Below are 17,904 nucleotides of genomic sequence, written 5' to 3' on the forward strand. Positions count from 1 at the left end.
AAATCTATTTTTACTTTATAATTAGGTAAACTGTTGTTGCCAAAGATAATAATGTAATTATTGTTCCTATAGATTGTATCCCTGTTTGGCCCGTTCCCCAAGTTTTTTGTCTTAAGGGTTTTACATAGATGTAATCATTTGGCTGTAAATAATAATAAGGTGACTTCATTACATTCACATCAGTAAGATCAATATCATGCATTTGTACACCTGTTGGTGTCTGACGAATTATGGTTACTTCTTTTCTATTACCAACCGTAGTAATATCTCCTGCATTTGCAACAGCATCCAAAATAGTTACATTATCCTTAAATAGTGTTTTTGTTCCTGTCATTCCAACCTCTCCATTAATAGTATATCTAAAACCAGCTAATTTAACTGTAACAAAAATATTGGCTTCGCTCTTAAAATATTCTTCAAGTAATTTCTTTTCAATTTTCACACGAACCTCTTCAAGAGTATAGCCAATTACATTTATTTCTCCCAAAATTGGCATCCTAATATTACCATGATCATCAATTGTAAATCCATCAAAGTATAAACTGGATTCAGTTTTTCCTGCCTGACTACTTTCACCTTCTGTTGTATTAAAAATAGAAACCAATTTTGAATCAATAGCTTTTATATTGATTTTTAAAACATCGTTTACTTGCAATCTATAGGGTTTTGCTTCTACCGCTGCAATTGCTGTTTGTTCTCCTGAATTATTTTTATCTTGAAGGTAAACCAAATCTTTAATTGGAATACATGAGGTAAATAATGCTGAAATTAATAAGAATAGAAAAAAACTTTTTTTTGTCATTCGTTCAATTTTATCGCAAATATGGCTTTTCCTTTAATGTTCGGAAAAACCTAACTTTTATTTGGGGTTAAGTTAATTATTTTTAAATGTTTTTTCAAAAGGTACTCTATGCAAGATGCTTCGTCCTAGTGTTATTTCATCTGCATACTCTAATTCATCTCCTACTGATATCCCTCTAGCAATTGTCGAAATTATAATCTTAGTGTCTGCAATCTGTTTATATATATAAAAATTTGTCGTATCCCCTTCCATTGTTGAGCTTAATGCAAAAATAATCTCTGACACATTTCCAGATTTCACTTTTGTTACCAAACTAGAAATATTCAACTGATTAGGACCAACTCCTTCAATAGGCGAAATTTTCCCACCAAGCACATGATATATCCCTTTGAACTGGCCCGTATTTTCAATTGCCATAACATCTCGAATATCTTCTACAATACATATTGTTTCATGATTTCTAACTGGATTAGCGCAAATCTCGCAAATCTTAGTATCAGAAATATTATGGCAACTTTCACAAAACTTAATATCCTCACGCATATTCATCAATGCTTGAGATAAAAAAGCAGTCTGTTCTTTCGGTTGTTTTAGCAAATGAAGAACTAGCCGAAGTGCTGTACGTTTACCTATACCAGGTAATTGCGACATTTCGCCTACTGCTTTTTCAATTAATTTTGATGAAAATTCCATGACGACAAAAGTAATACTTTTAATGGTTTAGCCTACATTACAGCCATTAAATTCAAAGCTTTATGCTATTGCTGTTTTATTACGAAACCCCTTTCTTTTCGAGACTAAAAGAAAAGTAACAAACAATAATTTAGTATTGATTTGTAGTCAACAAAACTAATGTACAAGCTACTTCAACTTGAATATCATTAAGCTCTAATAATTGATACAATTCAGGATTTTCTGTCCCAGGATTAAAGATTACTCTTTTAGGATGCGATTCAATAATGTAATTATAATAATCTCTCTGACGAACAGGATTTAAATATAGAGTAATAGTATCAATATTTTTAACTGGTATTGCTTTAGTTTGAATTTTTACTCCAGCAACTTCGCCAGCTTTTTGACCGATTGCTAATACAGAATGTCCTTTTCCTACCAACATATTTACCGCTTTATAAGAATAACGCTCTGGATTTGTCGACGCTCCTATAACCAATGTTTTTTTACTTTTCATAGTTTTAATTTAGATTGCAAAAGTAATCAAAAAGAACGATTTAACTTAATGCCTTATAAGCCAGAATTGACACCAATAAAAATATTATTATAACATAATTTCACCTAAAAGCATCAAAAAATAACTACATTTACTTCACGAACCAATACAACATGGAATTATTTATTTACTTATTTGCCGCTTTATTCTCGGTACTTAATCCAATCGGAACTGTACCAATTTTTGTTGGACTAACTCAACATGACTCTCAAAAAGAAAGATCCCGAATCTCACTTTGGACAGCCATCAATGTTTTTATCATACTATTGGTTTCTTATTTTATTGGCCAATATGTTCTAACTTTTTTCGGAATTAGCATTGACGCCTTAAGAATTGCTGGCGGAATTGTAATTGTAAACTCTGGCTTTTCTTTGCTTTCTGGTAAGTTCAACAAGAAAAGAGGAATCAACAAAAAAATTGAAAATGAAGCCCAGCATAGAAACGATATTGCCCTCACTCCGCTTGCAATTCCAATGCTTGCTGGACCTGGATCAATGTCTCTTTTAATTGCTTTTTACCAAGAGCACCACGAATTAAACGAAATCATAATTTCTTCGTTAGCTATTTTTGCAATTGCAGTAGCTATTTTTGCTATTCTAAAAAGTGCACATTATTTAGCTAGAATATTAGGTGCCTCAGGAATTGTTGCAATTTCTAGAATTGTTGGCTTTATAGTTATTTCGATTGGTATTCAGTATATTGTAAGTGCCATTATAAATATTATTAAAGGAAATTTTTAATTCTGATATTATTTTCTAAAAAGAAAGGGATGAAATTTAAATAATTTCATCCCTTTCTTTTCATCTATTCATTTTATTTAAGCCCTTGGCAAGAAAACTTCTGCCATCATACATCTGGCACTTCCTCCACCGCAAGCTTCAATTGTATCTAAACTCGAACTTAAAATTTCAGCGTGATTTTCTAATTGCGAAATTTGTTTCGGAGTTAAGCTTTGATGTGCCGATGCGCTCATTACAATGTATCTCTTATCATCTTTTCCTCTAACCTCCAGCATATTTCCCGCAAAATTATTCACTTGATCTTCTGTAATTAAAATAATTTCTTTTTTGTCATCTTTTAAGTTATCCAAAACCATTTTGCGTTCTTTTTTATCATCAATAGAATCTGCGCATATTACGGCAAAGGTTTCACCTAAACACATCATTACATTAGTGTGATAAATTAACTTACGTTCTCCATCTACTGTTTGAAAAGCTTCAAAAATTACAGGTGCATAGTCAAAATCTTCACAGAACTCTATAAACAATTCTTCATCTGCTCTTGGCGATAATGCACAATACGCTTTTCCGTTTGCTCTATCTAATAATAAACTTCCTGTTCCTTCTAAGAAAATGCCATCTTCTTCAGCAGAAGTATAATCCATGATATTTGCAATTTCGAATCCTTTTTCTTCCAAAGTATCCAAAATATCTTCACGACGTTCTTGACGGCGATTTTCAGCAAACATCGGATAAAGCGCAACGTCTCCATTTTCATGAAATGAAACCCAATTGTTCGGAAAAATACTATCCGGAGTATCAGTCTCTAAATTGTCGTCGACAACCGTTACATCTACTCCAACCGCTCTAAGTTTTTCTACAAAAGCATCAAATTCTTGTTGCGCTTTTGCATTTACGGTACTTGGTAAAAGTCCGTCCAATACTTTTTGATAATAATTATTTACAGCCGTCTGTTCATTCATTCTGAATGCAACTGGGCGAATCATCACGATAGCATTAGTAGTTTGTTTCATTTTTTATTTTTTTGTTTCAAGTTTCAGGTTTCAAGTTTTTCTAGAAGCCTGAAATTTAAAATTGTTTTTTTTAGTCTCTAATTAATGGAAGCGTCGAACATCTTAACAAACCTTCTTGCTTTGAAATTTCAGCATATGGAATTTCTTCAACGATAAAACCATTTTCACGAAGCCAGTTATTTAATCTCGTGAAATTCTTTTCAGAAACTACCACATTTTCATCAATTGAAAACACATTCGAAAACATATTATACATTTCGTTTCTTTCGATATGAAATAGATTTTCTTTCCCAAAAAGTTTCACTAAATAAAGATAATCTGCTTCTTCACGGAAACCTCTTTTATAGATAATTCCTTTGTCTTTTCCTACAGGCTGAAAACAGCAGTCTAGATGTAAAGCATTGTCTCTTGCTTCCAATTTAGATTTTACTAAATCAAATTCCTTTACAATCTTATTAGGGAATAATGATTTAATATAGTTTACACCATGCATATTTGTTCTTGCAGTAATATAATCTTTGTAATCGCTTCCTTTATAAGTTCCGATAAAAATATGATCATTCCAAAGCATCACATCTCCTCCTTCGATATGAACTTCTTCTGGAGGACGAACTACTTTTAATGGATCAATCTGATCAATTACATATTGAATAGCATCTAATTCACGTTCTCTATCTGGAAGAATATTCGATTTTACAAAGATATCATCAATTACAAACCCAATATCCCTAGCAAAAATCTGATTGTAATTTTCAATCATCTCTGGACGATAAACAGTTACATCATATTTCTGAAAAACAGAATTAAAAGCTTCCATTTCAGCAACCATATCTTTTTCTACAGGGTAAGTTCCTGCTTTAATATGTTCCAATGATTTAGGATCATAAGCCTCATCTATAGTTGGAGTCGGTCCATTATGAACAGCAGAACCCAGAACTACAGCACGAAGTCGAGACGTTTCGTTCTTTACATTTAATTGCAACATAACTCTATTGTATTTTGAGCAAATATAAAAAAAGCTTCACAGTTAAGTGAAGCTTTCGTTTTTTATTTATTAGACTTAAACTCTCGTAAAGGATGTCCTGTATAAATTTGTCGTGGTCTTCCAATTGGTTCTTTGTTTTCACGCATTTCTTTCCACTGTGCAATCCAACCTGGTAATCTTCCAATTGCAAACATAACAGTAAACATATCTGTTGGAATTCCTAAAGCTCTGTAAATAATTCCAGAATAGAAATCAACGTTTGGATATAAGTTTCTTGATTTGAAGTACTCATCTTCAAGAGCTGCTTTTTCTAATTTTCTTGCAATATCTAAAATCGGATCTTCAACACCTAAAGTCTCTAATACTTCTGTTGCAGCTTTTTTGATGATTTTAGCTCTTGGGTCAAAGTTTTTGTAAACTCTGTGTCCGAATCCCATTAAACGGAATGGATCATTTTTATCTTTCGCTTTCGCTAAGAACTTATCTGTATCACCACCGTCTTTATTGATTTCTTCAAGCATTTCAAGTACTGCTTGGTTAGCTCCACCATGAAGTGGTCCCCATAAAGCAGAAACTCCTGCAGAAACTGAAGCAAATAAACCTGCATGAGAAGAACCTACCATTCTTACAGTTGAAGTAGAACAGTTTTGCTCGTGATCTGCATGAAGAATGAATAATTTATCTAAGGCATTTACAATTACAGGATTTGCAGCGTAAGGTCCTGTAGGCAATTTAAACATTAATTGCATAAAGCTTTCTACATAACCCTTTGTATTATCGTAGTAATTTAAAGGATAACCCATAGATTTTCTGTAAGTCCATGTAGCAATCACTAAAAATTTCGCCATTGTTTTACAAATAGCTTCGTACATTTCTTTTTCGTTATCAACATTAACCGCTTTAGGATTAAAAGCTGTTAAAGCGCTCGTTAAAGCAGATAACACTCCCATTGGATGAGCCGTTTTAGGGAAACCGTCAATGATATTTTTCATTTCTTCGTTTACCAAAGAATGTTTTTTGATACCATTTTCAAAATCTTCTAATTGTTTAGCTGTAGGTAATTCACCGAAAATCAAAAGATATGATACTTCTAAGAAACTGGCTTTTTCAGCAAGGTCTTCAATAGAATATCCTCTGTAACGTAAAATTCCTTCTTCTCCGTCTAGGAAAGTGATTTCACTTGTACAAGATCCTGAATTTTTATAACCTGGATCAAGGGTAATATAACCTGTTAAATCACGTAATTTGTTGATATCGATAGCTGATTCGTTTTCACTCCCTGTGATTACCGGAAGTTCAACCTTTTTACCATCTATTTCTAATGTAGCTATTTTTGACATAATATACTGGAAATAATTCTTTAAATAATAATTTATCAAATCTAATGAATTTAAGACTAATTTAAAAAAGAATACTGCTATGAATTTGTTAAAAGTCCAAAAAAAAACCATCCGCCGCGGCGGATGGTTTTTTCCAATATATAATTTCAGAAATTATTTGATTTTAAAAGCATTTAAACCAGGAAAATAAGCAGTATTTCCAAGCTCTTCTTCAATTCTCAATAATTGGTTGTATTTAGCCATACGATCTGAACGAGAAGCAGAACCAGTTTTAATTTGACCACAGTTTAAAGCCACAGCTAAGTCTGCAATTGTATTATCTTCAGTTTCTCCAGAACGGTGAGACATTACAGATGTATAACCAGCATTTTTCGCCATGTTTACAGCAGCAATAGTTTCAGTTAAAGTACCAATTTGGTTTACTTTTACTAAGATTGAGTTAGCAATTCCTTTTTCGATACCAGTTGATAAACGAGCAACGTTAGTTACAAACAAATCATCTCCTACTAATTGTACTTTATCTCCGATTTTTTCAGTTAAAGCTTTCCATCCATCCCAATCATCTTCGTACATACCGTCTTCGATAGAGATAATTGGATATTTAGCAGCAAGTTCAGCTAAGTATTGAGCTTGTTCTTCAGAAGTTCTGATTTTTCCAGTTTCTCCTTCAAATTTAGTGTAATCGTATTTTCCGTTTACATAAAACTCAGAAGCAGCACAGTCAAGAGCGATCATAATTTCGTCTCCGAAAGAATATCCAGCTTTTTCAACAGCTAATTTTATAGTATCTAAAGCGTCCTCAGTTCCACCAGCTAAATTTGGAGCAAAACCTCCTTCATCACCAACAGCAGTACTTAAACCTCTATCATGTAATACTTTTTTCAAGTTGTGGAAAATTTCAGTTCCCATTTGCATTGCATGTGTAAAAGAAGTCGCTTTTACTGGGAAAATCATAAACTCTTGGAATGCGATCGGCGCATCAGAGTGAGAACCTCCATTGATGATGTTCATCATTGGAACCGGTAACGTATTAGCAGAAACACCACCTACGTATCTGTATAATGGCAAGCCAAGTTCATTAGCAGCAGCTTTAGCAGCAGCCAAAGAAACCCCTAAAATAGCATTAGCTCCTAATTTAGATTTATTTGGAGTACCATCTAAATCAATCATTAATTGGTCAATTGTGTTTTGTTCGAAAACAGAAGTCCCAACTAATTCTTCAGCAATAATAGTATTTACATTATTCACTGCATTCAAAACACCTTTACCTAGGTAAGCTTTACCTCCATCACGTAATTCAACAGCTTCGTGCTCTCCTGTAGATGCTCCAGATGGAACAGCAGCTCTACCTAAAACTCCATTTTCAGTTACTACATCAACTTCAATAGTTGGGTTACCTCTAGAATCAAGAATTTGTCTTGCGTGAACTTTAATTATAATACTCATTATTTTTGTTTTTTATTAATAAATTATATTTTTTTTTCGAAATTATAAAAATATTTAATACTATAAACGCATTTTAGACATTAAACACCTTTATTTATTAACTACATCGTTTTAGACCTTACTGCTTTTAATATTCTCTACGAATTGGTCAAACAAATATGACGAATCGTGTGGTCCTGGACTAGCCTCTGGGTGATATTGAACTGAAAAACAATTTTTATTCTTCATTCTCATTCCCGCAACAGTTCCATCATTTAAGTGAACATGAGTTATTTCAAGCTCTGGATGATTCTCTAATTGTTCTCTCTTAACAGCAAATCCGTGATTTTGAGAAGTTATTTCGCCTTTACCTGTGATGATATTTTTAACAGGGTGATTAATTCCACGGTGTCCATTAAACATCTTATAGGTTTCAACACCATTTGCCAAACCGATTACCTGATGTCCTAAACAGATTCCGAACAAAGGCTTGTTATCTGCTAATATCTCCTTTGCTACTTGAATCGCTCCAAACAATGGATCTGGATCCCCTGGCCCATTTGACAAGAAATATCCATCTGGATTAAATTCAGACATATCTTTGTAGGTTGAATCAAATGGATATACTTTAATATAACAATCTCTTTTAGCAAGGTTTCTTAAAATGTTCTTTTTAATTCCAAGATCTAAAGCTGAGATTTTGTAAGTAGCACTTTCATCTCCAAAGAAATATGGTTCTTTAGTAGAAACCTTAGAAGCTAATTCTAAACCTTCCATATTTGGAACATTCGCCAATTCTTTCTTTAAATCTTCAACTGGAGTTCCATCTGTGCAAATTACAGCATTCATCGCTCCATTGTCACGAATGTAACTTACAAGTGCACGAGTATCAACATCAGAAATACAGATTAAATTTTGTTTAGCAAAATAATCTTCCAAGCTTCCTGAAGCATTCTCTCTAGAATAATTAAAACTAAAGTTTTTACAAACTAAACCGGCAATTTTAATACTATCAGATTCAACTTCAGAATCATTAACACCATAGTTTCCGATATGTGTATTTGTAGCAACCATAATTTGACCGAAATAAGAAGGATCAGTAAAAATTTCCTGATACCCTGTCATTCCAGTATTAAAACAAACTTCACCGAAAGTTTTACCGCTAATTCCGATAGATTTTCCGTGAAAGATTGTTCCATCACTAAGTAATAAAATGGCGCTTTGTCGTGTTGTGTATTTCATTATTTAATTTGAATTGTTTTTTTAATCAAGATATAAAACCAATATAAAGGTTTTAAGTGTAATTAGATATTTTGCAAATTTACTTCTTTAAAATAGCCCTTCCAAGATTTTTTAAAACTTTCATTCGTAAAAATAAAACCTATCATTTTAAATAAGTTACATTTCTTCCGTTTCAAAAAAATCAAAAAAAAAGGATAAACTAAAAATTAGTTTATCCTTGATTTCTATAGAATGATTACTTTCATAATTATTCAGAAGCTTCAGTAGTCGTTTCTGTTTCAGCAGCAGGAGCTTCTGGAGCAGCAGTTTCAGCTTTTTTAGCTTTACCACCACGACGGCTTTTAGCTTTTTTAACTTCTTTTTTACCTCCGTTGTAAAGTTCATTGAAGTCAACAAGTTCGATCATCGCCATATCAGCGTTATCTCCCAAACGATTTCCAACTTTAATGATACGAGTGTATCCTCCTGGACGGTCACCTACTTTAGCAGCCACATCTCTGAACAAATCAGTTACAGCGTATTTGTTACGTAAGTAAGCAAAAACAATACGACGATTGTGAGTCGTATCTTCTTTTGATTTAGTGATTAAAGGCTCAACGAATTGTTTAAGCGCTTTAGCTTTAGCAACAGTAGTGTTAATACGTTTGTGCTCGATAAGAGAACAAGCCATATTAGCCAACATAGCTTTTCTATGTCCAGTCTGTCTGCTTAAGTGGTTGAATTTTTTTCCGTGTCTCATGACGTGTTTTTTTTATCTTCATCTTGCTACAATCCACTATGGAGAGCAAAATATGAAGTAAATTATTCTTTATCTAATTTGTATTTAGCTAAATCCATTCCGAAAGTCAAATTTTTAACTGCAACAAGTTCATCAAGTTCAGTTAAAGATTTTTTACCGAAATTACGGAATTTCATTAGGTCATTTTTATTGAACGATACTAAATCACCAAGTGTATCAACTTCAGCCGCTTTCAAGCAATTTAATGCTCTCACAGATAAATCCATATCAACAAGCTTAGTTTTAAGCAATTGTCTCATATGCAATGACTCTTCATCATACGATTCTGTTTGTGCAATTTCGTCAGCCTCAAGTGTAATTCTTTCGTCAGAAAACAACATGAAATGGTGAATTAAAACTTTAGCAGCTTCAGTAAGAGCATCTTTAGGATTAATAGATCCATCAGTTTTAATTTCAAAAACTAATTTTTCATAATCTGTTTTTTGCTCTACACGGAAATTTTCGATTGCATATTTTACATTTTTTACCGGAGTAAAAATAGAATCTGTAAAAATTGTTCCAATTGCAGCATTCTGTTTTTTGTTCTCTTCAGCAGGAACGTATCCTCTACCTTTCTCGATTGTTAAATCGAAGTTCAATTTGATTTTAGAATCTAAATTACAGATAACAAGGTCTGGATTCAAAACTTGAAAACCTGAGATAAATTTTTGAAAATCACCTGCTGTTAGTTGATCTTTACCAGAAACAGAAATAGTAACTGATTCATTATCTATATCTTCGATCTGACGTTTGAAACGTACTTGTTTTAGATTAAGGATAATTTCGGTAACATCCTCTACAACACCTGAAATAGTAGAAAACTCATGATCTACACCTTCGATACGAACAGATGTAATTGCATAACCTTCTAACGCTGAAAGCAAAACTCTTCTAAGTGCATTACCAACTGTCAATCCGTAACCAGGTTCTAAAGGTCTAAACTCAAATTTACCTTCAAAATCGGTTGAATCGATCATGATAACTTTATCGGGCTTTTGAAAATTAAATATTGCCATAAATTTCGACTAAGTCAATTATTATTTGTTGTACAACTCTACGATTAATTGTTCTTTAATGTTTTCTGGAATTTGAAGTCTTGCAGGAACAGAAACAAAAGTTCCTTCTTTAAGATCATTGTTCCAAGTAATCCATTCATAAACATGACTTGAATTTGATAAAGAACGTTCGATAGCTTCTAAAGATTTAGATTTTTCACGAACTGCAACTTTATCACCAGGCTTAAGGTGGTAAGAAGGAATATTAACAACCTCTCCATTTACAGTAATGTGTCTGTGAGAAACGATTTGACGCGCACCTCTTCTAGATGGAGCAATTCCCATTCTAAAAACAACATTATCTAATCTTGCTTCGCATAATTGTAATAAAACTTCACCAGTAACCCCTTTAGTTGCTGATGCTTTTTCGAATAAATTTCTGAATTGTTTTTCTAAAATTCCATAAGAATATTTAGCTTTTTGCTTTTCCATTAATTGAACAGCGTACTCAGATTTTTTTCCTCTTTTTTTAGCCATCCCGTGTTGTCCAGGTGGGTAATTTCTTTTTTCGAAAGATTTATCATCTCCGAAGATTGCCTCGCCAAATTTACGAGCGATTTTGGTTTTAGGACCAGTATATCTTGCCATTTTAAAAAAAATTTAAGGTAGAAATTATGAATTCAGGTCTAATCCTTCGATAATCTATGTTCTACCTTGGTTATACTATAAAAATAAAAAATTAAACTCTACGTCTTTTTGGAGGACGACATCCGTTGTGTGGCATTGGAGTAACATCAATAATTTCAGTAACTTCAATTCCACCGTTATGAATAGAACGGATAGCAGACTCACGTCCGTTACCTGGTCCTTTTACATAAACTTTCACTTTTTTAAGTCCTGCCTCAAGTGCTACTTTAGCGCAATCTTCCGCTGCCATTTGAGCTGCATAAGGAGTGTTCTTTTTAGAACCTCTGAAACCCATTTTACCAGCTGAAGACCAAGAGATAACTTCACCTTTCTTATTAGTCAAAGAAATAATAATGTTATTAAAAGTGGCAGAAATATGAGCCTCACCCGTTGATTCAACGATAACTTTACGTTTTTTTGCAGTTGCTTTAGCCATATTACTTATTATTTAGTTGCTTTTTTCTTGTTAGCAACAGTTTTTCTTTTACCTTTTCTTGTTCTTGAGTTGTTTTTAGTTCTTTGTCCTCTTAATGGAAGACCAGATCTATGACGAATACCTCTGTAACATCCAATATCCATTAAACGCTTAATGTTTAAAGAAATTTCAGAACGTAATTCTCCTTCAATTTTGTAAAATGAAACAGCTTCACGAATCGCTCCGATCTCATCATCATTCCAATCTTGAACTTTTTTATCTTGGCTAACTTGAGCTTTTTCTAAAATCTCAATAGCTCTACTTTTTCCTAATCCGAAAATATAGGTAAGTGCGATAACACCTCTTTTGTTTTTTGGGATATCTACCCCTGCTATTCTTGCCATAATTATCCTTGTCTTTGTTTAAATCTAGGATTCTTTTTGTTTATTACGTACAGTCTCCCTTTTCTACGCACGATAATGCACTCGGCACTTCTCTTTTTTACTGATGCTCTAACTTTCATAGTGAATATCCTTTAATATCGATAAGTAATTCTTGCTTTTGACAAATCATAAGGACTCATTTCTAGTTTCACTTTATCACCAGGTAATAACTTGATGTAATGCATTCGCATTTTTCCAGAAATATGAGCAATTACAATATGTCCATTTTCTAACTCTACACGGAACATCGCATTTGACAATGCTTCAATGATTGATCCGTCTTGTTCTATTGCTGATTGTTTTGCCATAAATATATTAAGCTACCGCTTTTCTATTTTTACCAGTCTTCATTAAACCATCATAATGTTTATTTAACAAGTATGAATTGATCTGCTGAATAGTATCTATTGCAACACCAACCATAATTATTAATGAGGTACCTCCAAAAAACATTGCCCAAGATTGTTGTACATCCATAATACTTACAACAATAGCTGGGAACACAGCAATCAAAGCAAGGAATAAAGATCCTGGGAAAGTTATTAAAGACATCACTTTATCAAGGAAATCAGAAGTTTCTGCTCCTGGACGTACGCCTGGAATAAAACCACCGCTTCTTTTTAAATCATCAGCCATTTTGTTAGTAGGAACGGTGATTGCAGTATAAAAGAATGTAAATACAATAATTAAAGTTGCAAAAACAAAATTATACCAGAAACCAAACATATTACTAAATGCACCAACAATAGATTGTGATGTATCTGATTTAGACAATCCAGCCACTGCTGCAGGGATAAACATAATTGCTTGCGCAAAAATAATTGGCATTACTCCAGAAGCATTAAGCTTTAGAGGAATCCATTGTCTATTACCTCCTGCCAAATCTTGTTCGTAATCTCCAGTTGTTGTACGACGAGCGTATTGTACTGGAATTTTACGTACTGCCATTGTAAGCAATACACAAGAAATGATAACTAATAGCCACACAATAATTTCAATAACTAATAACATTGGACCTCCATTGTTATTGGTAACACGTGTTGTAAACTCTTGAATAAAAGCTTGCGGTAAACGTGCTAAAATACCAACCATAATTAACAATGAAATACCATTTCCAATACCTTTATCTGTAATTTTCTCACCAAGCCACATAGCAAAAATTGTACCTGTAACTAAAATGATAACTGACGAGAACAAAAATTCAGGTGAATTAAAGCCTAGCAAAAATGCATTACTAGGCAATGTTCTGTATAAATTATAGATATAAGTTGGACCTTGAACCAATGTGATAGCGATTGTCAACCAACGAGTGATTTGATTAATCTTTTTTCTACCACTTTCCCCATCATTTTGAAGTTTTTGTAAATATGGAATCGCAATTCCCATTAACTGAACAACAATAGACGCAGAAATATAAGGCATGATACCTAAAGCAAATACTGAAGCCTTAGAGAAAGCACCCCCGGTGAACATGTCTAGAATAGATCCTAGACCATTTTTAGTTTGTCCCGCTAAACCAGTCAATTGCGTTGCGTCAATTCCAGGAAGCGTAACGTGTGCTCCAAAACGATATACTAAAAGTAATCCTAATGTAATTAAGATTCTATTCTTTAGTTCTTCGATTTTCCAAACATTACTTATTGATTCAATAAATTTCTTCATCTTAATAGATAAGTTATATAGTTACAGCTTCTCCACCAGCAGCTTCAATAGCAGCTTTTGCAGTAGCAGTAAATTTGTGGGCAGTTACTTTTAATTTTGCTTTCAATTCTCCTCTACCTAAAATCTTAACGATTTCATTTTTAGTAGCTAGACGATTTGCTACGAATTCTGCCATAGAAACAGAATCAGTAATTGCACCGTTATCAACTAATAATTGAAGAGTATCTAAATTAACACCTTCGTATTCTTTACGATTGATGTTTTTGAAACCAAACTTAGGTACACGTCTTTGAAGTGGCATCTGCCCTCCTTCAAAACCAATCTTTTTAGAATAACCAGAACGAGATTTTGCTCCTTTGTGTCCACGTGCAGCGGTACCACCTTTTCCAGAACCTTCTCCTCTACCTAATCTTTTATTTTGATTGTGTGTAGATCCCTCAGCAGGTTGTAAGTTACTTAAATTCATAACAGTATTTGTTATTTAGCTTCTTCAACAGAAACTAAGTGTTTAACTTTGTTTATCATCCCAAGGATAGCAGGATTTGACTCATGCTCCACAACTTGTCCAATTTTACGTAGACCTAAAGCTTCCAAACCTCTCTTTTGAGAAAGAGGGCAGTTGATTTTGCTTCTTACTTGTTTTACTAATAATTTAGCCATAATTTCCTAATTAACCTTTAAAAACTTTCTCTAAAGAAACACCTCTTTGTTTTGCAACAGTATGAGCGCTTCTCATTTGCAATAAAGCATCAAAAGTTGCTTTTACTACGTTATGTGGATTTGACGATCCTTGAGATTTAGACAATACATCGTGAATACCTACTGACTCAAGAACTGAACGAACAGCTCCACCAGCAATAACCCCAGTACCATGAGAGGCTGGAATTAAGAATACACGTGCACCACCAAATTTACCTTTTTGTTCGTGAGGAACAGATTGTCCATTCAAAGGAATTCTAACTAAATTTTTCTTAGCATCTTCTACTGCTTTCGCAATTGCTTCAGAAACGTCTTTAGATTTTCCTAATCCGTGACCAACTACTCCATTTTCATCACCTACAACTACAATAGCAGAAAAACCAAAAGCTCTACCTCCTTTTGTAACTTTAGTAACACGATTAACACTAACTAGACGATCTTTTAATTCAAGACCACTAGGTTTTACCAATTCTACATTTTTGTATTTAGACATAATATATTAGAATTTAAGTCCAGCGGCTCTTGCGCCTTCTGCTAATGATTTAATACGACCGTGATACAAATACCCACCTCTATCGAAAGTGATAGTATCAATCCCGGCTTTTAACGCTTTCTCCGCAACTAGTTTTCCAACAGCAGCAGCTACTTCAACGTTAGTACCTTTTCCTATTTCTTTTTCTCTAGAAGATGCAGCTAAGATAGTAACTCCATTTACATCATCAATGATTTGAGCGTAAATTTCTTTATTACTTCTAAATACAGAAAGTCTTGGTCTTGCAGCAGAACCACTAACCGATTTTCTAATTCTGAATTTAATTCTCTGTCTTCTTTCAGATTTTGTTAATGACATAATCTTATATTTTAAGCTGATTTACCTGCTTTTCTTCTTAATACTTCACCCACAAATTTAACACCTTTTCCTTTGTATGGCTCTGGCTTACGGAATCCTCTGATTTTCGCAGCAACTTGACCTAAAAGTTGTTTATCAAATGATGTTAATTTTACGATAGGGTTCTTACCTTTTTCAGATATTGTTTCTAAACTTACTTCAGGAGCAATTTCTAAAACAATATTGTGAGAATATCCAAGAGCTAAATCTAATTTTTGACCTTGGTTTGAAGCTCTATAACCAACTCCAACTAATTCTAGTTCTTTTGTGAAACCTTCAGAAACACCAACAATCATATTATTGATCAAAGATCTAAATAATCCGTGTTTTGCTCTATGGTCTTTATGATCAGACGATCTTTCAACTAAAACTTGATCGCCTTCAACTTTTACAGCTACGTCCGAAAACTCCTGAACTAGTTGACCTTTTTTTCCTTTTACTGTAATAATACCGTCTTTAACTTCAACAGTTACACCAGCAGGGATTACAATTGGGCTTTTACCTATTCTTGACATCTTATCTAGTGTTTAAAATTAGTATACGTAACAAATTACCTCACCACCTACATTTAATTGCTTAGCTTGTTTTCCAGTCATCAAACCTTTTGATGTAGAAACAATAGCAATTCCTAATCCGTTAAGGATTCTAGGTAATTTGGCAGCACCTGCGTACTTACGTAAACCAGGTTTACTAATTCTTTGGATATCTTTGATTACAGGCTCTTTAGTATCTTTATCATACTTCAAAGCAATTTTGATAGAACCTTGTACTGTGTTCTGCTCAAATTTGTAACTTAAGATGTAACCTTGATCAAATAAGATCTTAGTTATCTCTTTTTTTAGATTAGAAGCTGGAATTTCAACAACTTTGTGGTTTGCAGCCACAGCGTTACGAACTCTAGTCAAATAATCTGCAATAGGATCTGTATACATATGTATTTGATTGCGATTATGGTTTTCGGGAAACACTCGTTTCCCGAACCTTTAATCAATTAAAAATTATTTTTTGGTTTGCAAAAGTAATAACTTATTGCGAGATTACCAAGAAGCCTTTTTAACTCCTGGAATTAACCCATTGTTAGCCATTTCACGGAAAGTTACACGTGAAATACCGAATTGACGGATATAACCTCTAGGTCTACCTGTTAATTTACAACGGTTGTGTAAACGAACTGGTGAAGCATTTTTAGGCAATCTTTGTAAACCTTCGTAGTCTCCAGCTTCTAATAAAGCTTTTCTCTTCTCAGCATACTTAGCTACCGTTTTCTCTCTTTTCACCTCGCGGGCTTTCATTGATTCTTTAGCCATGTCTTAATTCTTTTTAAAAGGTAATCCTAATTCAGCCAATAATGACTTTGCTTCCTTATCAGTTTTTGCAGTAGTAACAAAAGTAATATCCATTCCTGAAATTTTGTTTACTTTATCAATATCAATTTCTGGGAAAATGATTTGCTCTAAAACTCCAAGATTGTAGTTACCTCTTCCGTCGAAACCAGTAGCTTTAATACCGCTGAAATCTCTAACACGTGGCAAAGCTGAAGTAATAAGTCTATCTAAAAACTCATACATTCTTTCTCCGCGTAAAGTAACTTTTGCTCCAATAGGCATTCCTTTTCTCAATTTAAAAGACGCAACGTCTTTCTTAGAGATTGTAGAAACTGCTTTTTGTCCAGTGATCTTTGTTAACTCATCAACCGCATAGTCAATAAGTTTTTTATCAGATACAGCTGCACCAACTCCACGGCTCAAAACGATTTTTTCAAGTTTTGGAACTTGCATTACGTTTGTATATCCGAACTCTTCTTTAAGAGCAGAGATTACTCTACTCTTATATTCTTCTTTTAGTCTAGGTGTATATGCCATTACTATAGTACTTGATTAGATTTTTTTGAAAATCTTACTTTCTTATCTCCTTCTACTCTAATACCTACTCTAGTTGTCTCCTTAGTTTTAGGATCAATTAAAGCAATGTTAGAAATTTGAATAGAAGCCTCTTTCTTAACGATACCACCTTGAGGGTTTTTAGCACTTGGTTTAGTGTGTTTTGAAACCAAGTTCACACCTTCAACTATCGCTTTGTTTTTTTCACGGTAAACACGTAAAACTTTACCTTCAGCACCTTTATGGTCTCCAGCAATAACTCTTACGATATCTCCTGATTTTATTTTTAGCTTTATCATCTTAAAACGAATTAAAGCACTTCTGGTGCTAATGATACAATTTTCATGAATTGTTTTTCACGAAGTTCTCTTGCTACCGGACCAAAAACACGAGTTCCTCTCATTTCCCCTGCAGCATTCAAAAGAACACATGCATTGTCATCGAAACGGATATAAGAACCATCGGCTCTTCTCACTTCTTTTTTAGTACGCACAACAACTGCAGTTGAAACAGCTCCTTTCTTAACGTTTCCGTTTGGAGTTGCATCTTTGATAGAAACTACAATTTTGTCACCAACAGAGGCATATCTTCTTTTAGTACCTCCTAAAACACGAATAGTTAAAACTTCTTTAGCTCCCGTGTTATCTGCTACTTTTAGTCTTGATTCTTGTTGTACCATAA

At 33.5% G+C, this 17,904-nt stretch carries 27 protein-coding genes; 1 reads left to right on the forward strand and 26 read right to left on the reverse strand.

Features of this window, described 5'->3' with window-relative positions; all coding sequences use genetic code 11:
• Positions 1-10: 10 nt before the first annotated feature.
• The 3 genes from JC605_RS19325 to JC605_RS19335 form a co-directional block, all read right to left on the reverse strand.
• Positions 11-802, reverse strand: coding sequence for a polysaccharide biosynthesis/export family protein (locus tag JC605_RS19325; protein WP_198857771.1), 792 nt, complete (start codon positions 800-802; stop codon positions 11-13).
• A 72-nt stretch (positions 803-874) separates the two neighbouring features.
• On the reverse strand, positions 875-1,495 hold the full coding sequence (recR, locus tag JC605_RS19330) for a recombination mediator RecR (RefSeq protein WP_198857772.1): 621 nt from the start codon (positions 1,493-1,495) through the stop codon (positions 875-877).
• A gap of 130 nt (positions 1,496-1,625) precedes the next feature.
• Positions 1,626-1,991 carry a CoA-binding protein gene (locus JC605_RS19335; protein ID WP_198857773.1) on the reverse strand — a complete coding sequence of 122 codons (366 nt, stop codon included), beginning with the start codon at positions 1,989-1,991 and terminating at the stop codon, positions 1,626-1,628.
• Positions 1,992-2,143: 152 nt separating this feature from the next.
• Between JC605_RS19335 and JC605_RS19340 the strand changes: the two genes are divergently transcribed.
• Positions 2,144-2,770 carry a MarC family NAAT transporter gene (locus tag JC605_RS19340; protein WP_198857774.1) on the forward strand — a complete coding sequence of 209 codons (627 nt, stop codon included), beginning with the start codon at positions 2,144-2,146 and terminating at the stop codon, positions 2,768-2,770.
• A gap of 77 nt (positions 2,771-2,847) precedes the next feature.
• Here JC605_RS19340 and ctlX read toward each other — a convergent pair whose 3' ends face one another.
• The 23 genes from ctlX to rplN all read right to left on the reverse strand — a co-directional run bounded on the left by ctlX (position 2,848) and on the right by rplN (position 17,902).
• On the reverse strand, positions 2,848-3,783 hold the full coding sequence (ctlX, locus tag JC605_RS19345; protein WP_198857775.1) for a citrulline utilization hydrolase CtlX: 936 nt from the start codon (positions 3,781-3,783) through the stop codon (positions 2,848-2,850).
• Positions 3,784-3,853: 70 nt separating this feature from the next.
• On the reverse strand, positions 3,854-4,768 hold the full coding sequence (locus tag JC605_RS19350) for a dimethylarginine dimethylaminohydrolase family protein (RefSeq protein WP_198857776.1): 915 nt from the start codon (positions 4,766-4,768) through the stop codon (positions 3,854-3,856).
• 62 nt (positions 4,769-4,830) lie between these two features.
• A complete protein-coding gene (locus JC605_RS19355; RefSeq protein WP_111379752.1) occupies positions 4,831-6,108 on the reverse strand; it encodes a citrate synthase in 1,278 nt (425 codons plus the stop codon).
• Between the two features lie 153 nt (positions 6,109-6,261).
• Entirely contained in the window at positions 6,262-7,554 is a 1,293-nt protein-coding gene (gene eno, locus JC605_RS19360; protein WP_198857777.1) for a phosphopyruvate hydratase, read from the reverse strand.
• Positions 7,555-7,665: 111 nt separating this feature from the next.
• Positions 7,666-8,775: a glutamine-hydrolyzing carbamoyl-phosphate synthase small subunit gene (carA, locus tag JC605_RS19365; RefSeq protein WP_198857778.1), complete on the reverse strand. Its 1,110-nt coding sequence runs from the start codon at positions 8,773-8,775 to the stop codon at positions 7,666-7,668.
• Positions 8,776-9,022: 247 nt separating this feature from the next.
• A complete protein-coding gene (rplQ, locus tag JC605_RS19370; RefSeq protein ID WP_198857779.1) occupies positions 9,023-9,514 on the reverse strand; it encodes a 50S ribosomal protein L17 in 492 nt (163 codons plus the stop codon).
• Positions 9,515-9,576: 62 nt separating this feature from the next.
• Positions 9,577-10,569, reverse strand: a complete 993-nt coding sequence (locus JC605_RS19375; protein ID WP_008464329.1) for a DNA-directed RNA polymerase subunit alpha — start codon at positions 10,567-10,569, stop codon at positions 9,577-9,579.
• Positions 10,570-10,590: 21 nt separating this feature from the next.
• Positions 10,591-11,196 (reverse strand): 30S ribosomal protein S4, encoded by a 606-nt coding sequence (gene rpsD, locus JC605_RS19380; protein WP_008464326.1) that lies wholly within the window; start codon positions 11,194-11,196, stop codon positions 10,591-10,593.
• A 91-nt stretch (positions 11,197-11,287) separates the two neighbouring features.
• Positions 11,288-11,671: a 30S ribosomal protein S11 gene (rpsK, locus tag JC605_RS19385; protein WP_026727866.1), complete on the reverse strand. Its 384-nt coding sequence runs from the start codon at positions 11,669-11,671 to the stop codon at positions 11,288-11,290.
• 8 nt (positions 11,672-11,679) lie between these two features.
• Positions 11,680-12,054, reverse strand: a complete 375-nt coding sequence (gene rpsM / locus JC605_RS19390) for a 30S ribosomal protein S13 (protein ID WP_008464322.1) — start codon at positions 12,052-12,054, stop codon at positions 11,680-11,682.
• Positions 12,055-12,056: 2 nt separating this feature from the next.
• Positions 12,057-12,173, reverse strand: a complete 117-nt coding sequence (ykgO, locus tag JC605_RS19395; RefSeq protein WP_002987490.1) for a type B 50S ribosomal protein L36 — start codon at positions 12,171-12,173, stop codon at positions 12,057-12,059.
• Between the two features lie 12 nt (positions 12,174-12,185).
• A complete protein-coding gene (infA, locus tag JC605_RS19400) occupies positions 12,186-12,401 on the reverse strand; it encodes a translation initiation factor IF-1 (protein WP_007136545.1) in 216 nt (71 codons plus the stop codon).
• A 7-nt stretch (positions 12,402-12,408) separates the two neighbouring features.
• A complete protein-coding gene (gene secY / locus JC605_RS19405) occupies positions 12,409-13,755 on the reverse strand; it encodes a preprotein translocase subunit SecY (RefSeq protein WP_008464318.1) in 1,347 nt (448 codons plus the stop codon).
• A 13-nt stretch (positions 13,756-13,768) separates the two neighbouring features.
• Positions 13,769-14,221 carry a 50S ribosomal protein L15 gene (gene rplO / locus JC605_RS19410; RefSeq protein ID WP_179002200.1) on the reverse strand — a complete coding sequence of 151 codons (453 nt, stop codon included), beginning with the start codon at positions 14,219-14,221 and terminating at the stop codon, positions 13,769-13,771.
• 11 nt (positions 14,222-14,232) lie between these two features.
• Entirely contained in the window at positions 14,233-14,415 is a 183-nt protein-coding gene (rpmD, locus tag JC605_RS19415; RefSeq protein ID WP_008464315.1) for a 50S ribosomal protein L30, read from the reverse strand.
• A gap of 10 nt (positions 14,416-14,425) precedes the next feature.
• Positions 14,426-14,950 (reverse strand): 30S ribosomal protein S5, encoded by a 525-nt coding sequence (rpsE, locus tag JC605_RS19420; RefSeq protein ID WP_085949269.1) that lies wholly within the window; start codon positions 14,948-14,950, stop codon positions 14,426-14,428.
• A 3-nt stretch (positions 14,951-14,953) separates the two neighbouring features.
• Entirely contained in the window at positions 14,954-15,304 is a 351-nt protein-coding gene (gene rplR, locus JC605_RS19425; RefSeq protein ID WP_035650451.1) for a 50S ribosomal protein L18, read from the reverse strand.
• An 11-nt stretch (positions 15,305-15,315) separates the two neighbouring features.
• Positions 15,316-15,858 (reverse strand): 50S ribosomal protein L6, encoded by a 543-nt coding sequence (gene rplF / locus JC605_RS19430; protein WP_198857780.1) that lies wholly within the window; start codon positions 15,856-15,858, stop codon positions 15,316-15,318.
• 18 nt (positions 15,859-15,876) lie between these two features.
• A complete protein-coding gene (gene rpsH / locus JC605_RS19435; RefSeq protein ID WP_008464306.1) occupies positions 15,877-16,275 on the reverse strand; it encodes a 30S ribosomal protein S8 in 399 nt (132 codons plus the stop codon).
• Between the two features lie 105 nt (positions 16,276-16,380).
• The gene (rpsN, locus tag JC605_RS19440; RefSeq protein ID WP_008464305.1) at positions 16,381-16,650 is read right to left on the reverse strand and encodes a 30S ribosomal protein S14; all 270 of its coding nucleotides are present in this window, start codon (positions 16,648-16,650) and stop codon (positions 16,381-16,383) included.
• 3 nt (positions 16,651-16,653) lie between these two features.
• Positions 16,654-17,205 carry a 50S ribosomal protein L5 gene (gene rplE, locus JC605_RS19445; protein ID WP_017495015.1) on the reverse strand — a complete coding sequence of 184 codons (552 nt, stop codon included), beginning with the start codon at positions 17,203-17,205 and terminating at the stop codon, positions 16,654-16,656.
• Between the two features lie 2 nt (positions 17,206-17,207).
• Positions 17,208-17,522 (reverse strand): 50S ribosomal protein L24, encoded by a 315-nt coding sequence (rplX, locus tag JC605_RS19450; protein ID WP_008464300.1) that lies wholly within the window; start codon positions 17,520-17,522, stop codon positions 17,208-17,210.
• Positions 17,523-17,533: 11 nt separating this feature from the next.
• Positions 17,534-17,902 (reverse strand): 50S ribosomal protein L14, encoded by a 369-nt coding sequence (gene rplN, locus JC605_RS19455; RefSeq protein ID WP_007803649.1) that lies wholly within the window; start codon positions 17,900-17,902, stop codon positions 17,534-17,536.
• Positions 17,903-17,904 lie beyond the last annotated feature (2 nt).

This window comes from Flavobacterium sp. IB48 (assembly GCF_016405855.1).
In the GTDB taxonomy this organism is placed as follows: Bacteria; Bacteroidota; Bacteroidia; order Flavobacteriales; family Flavobacteriaceae; genus Flavobacterium; species Flavobacterium ginsengisoli.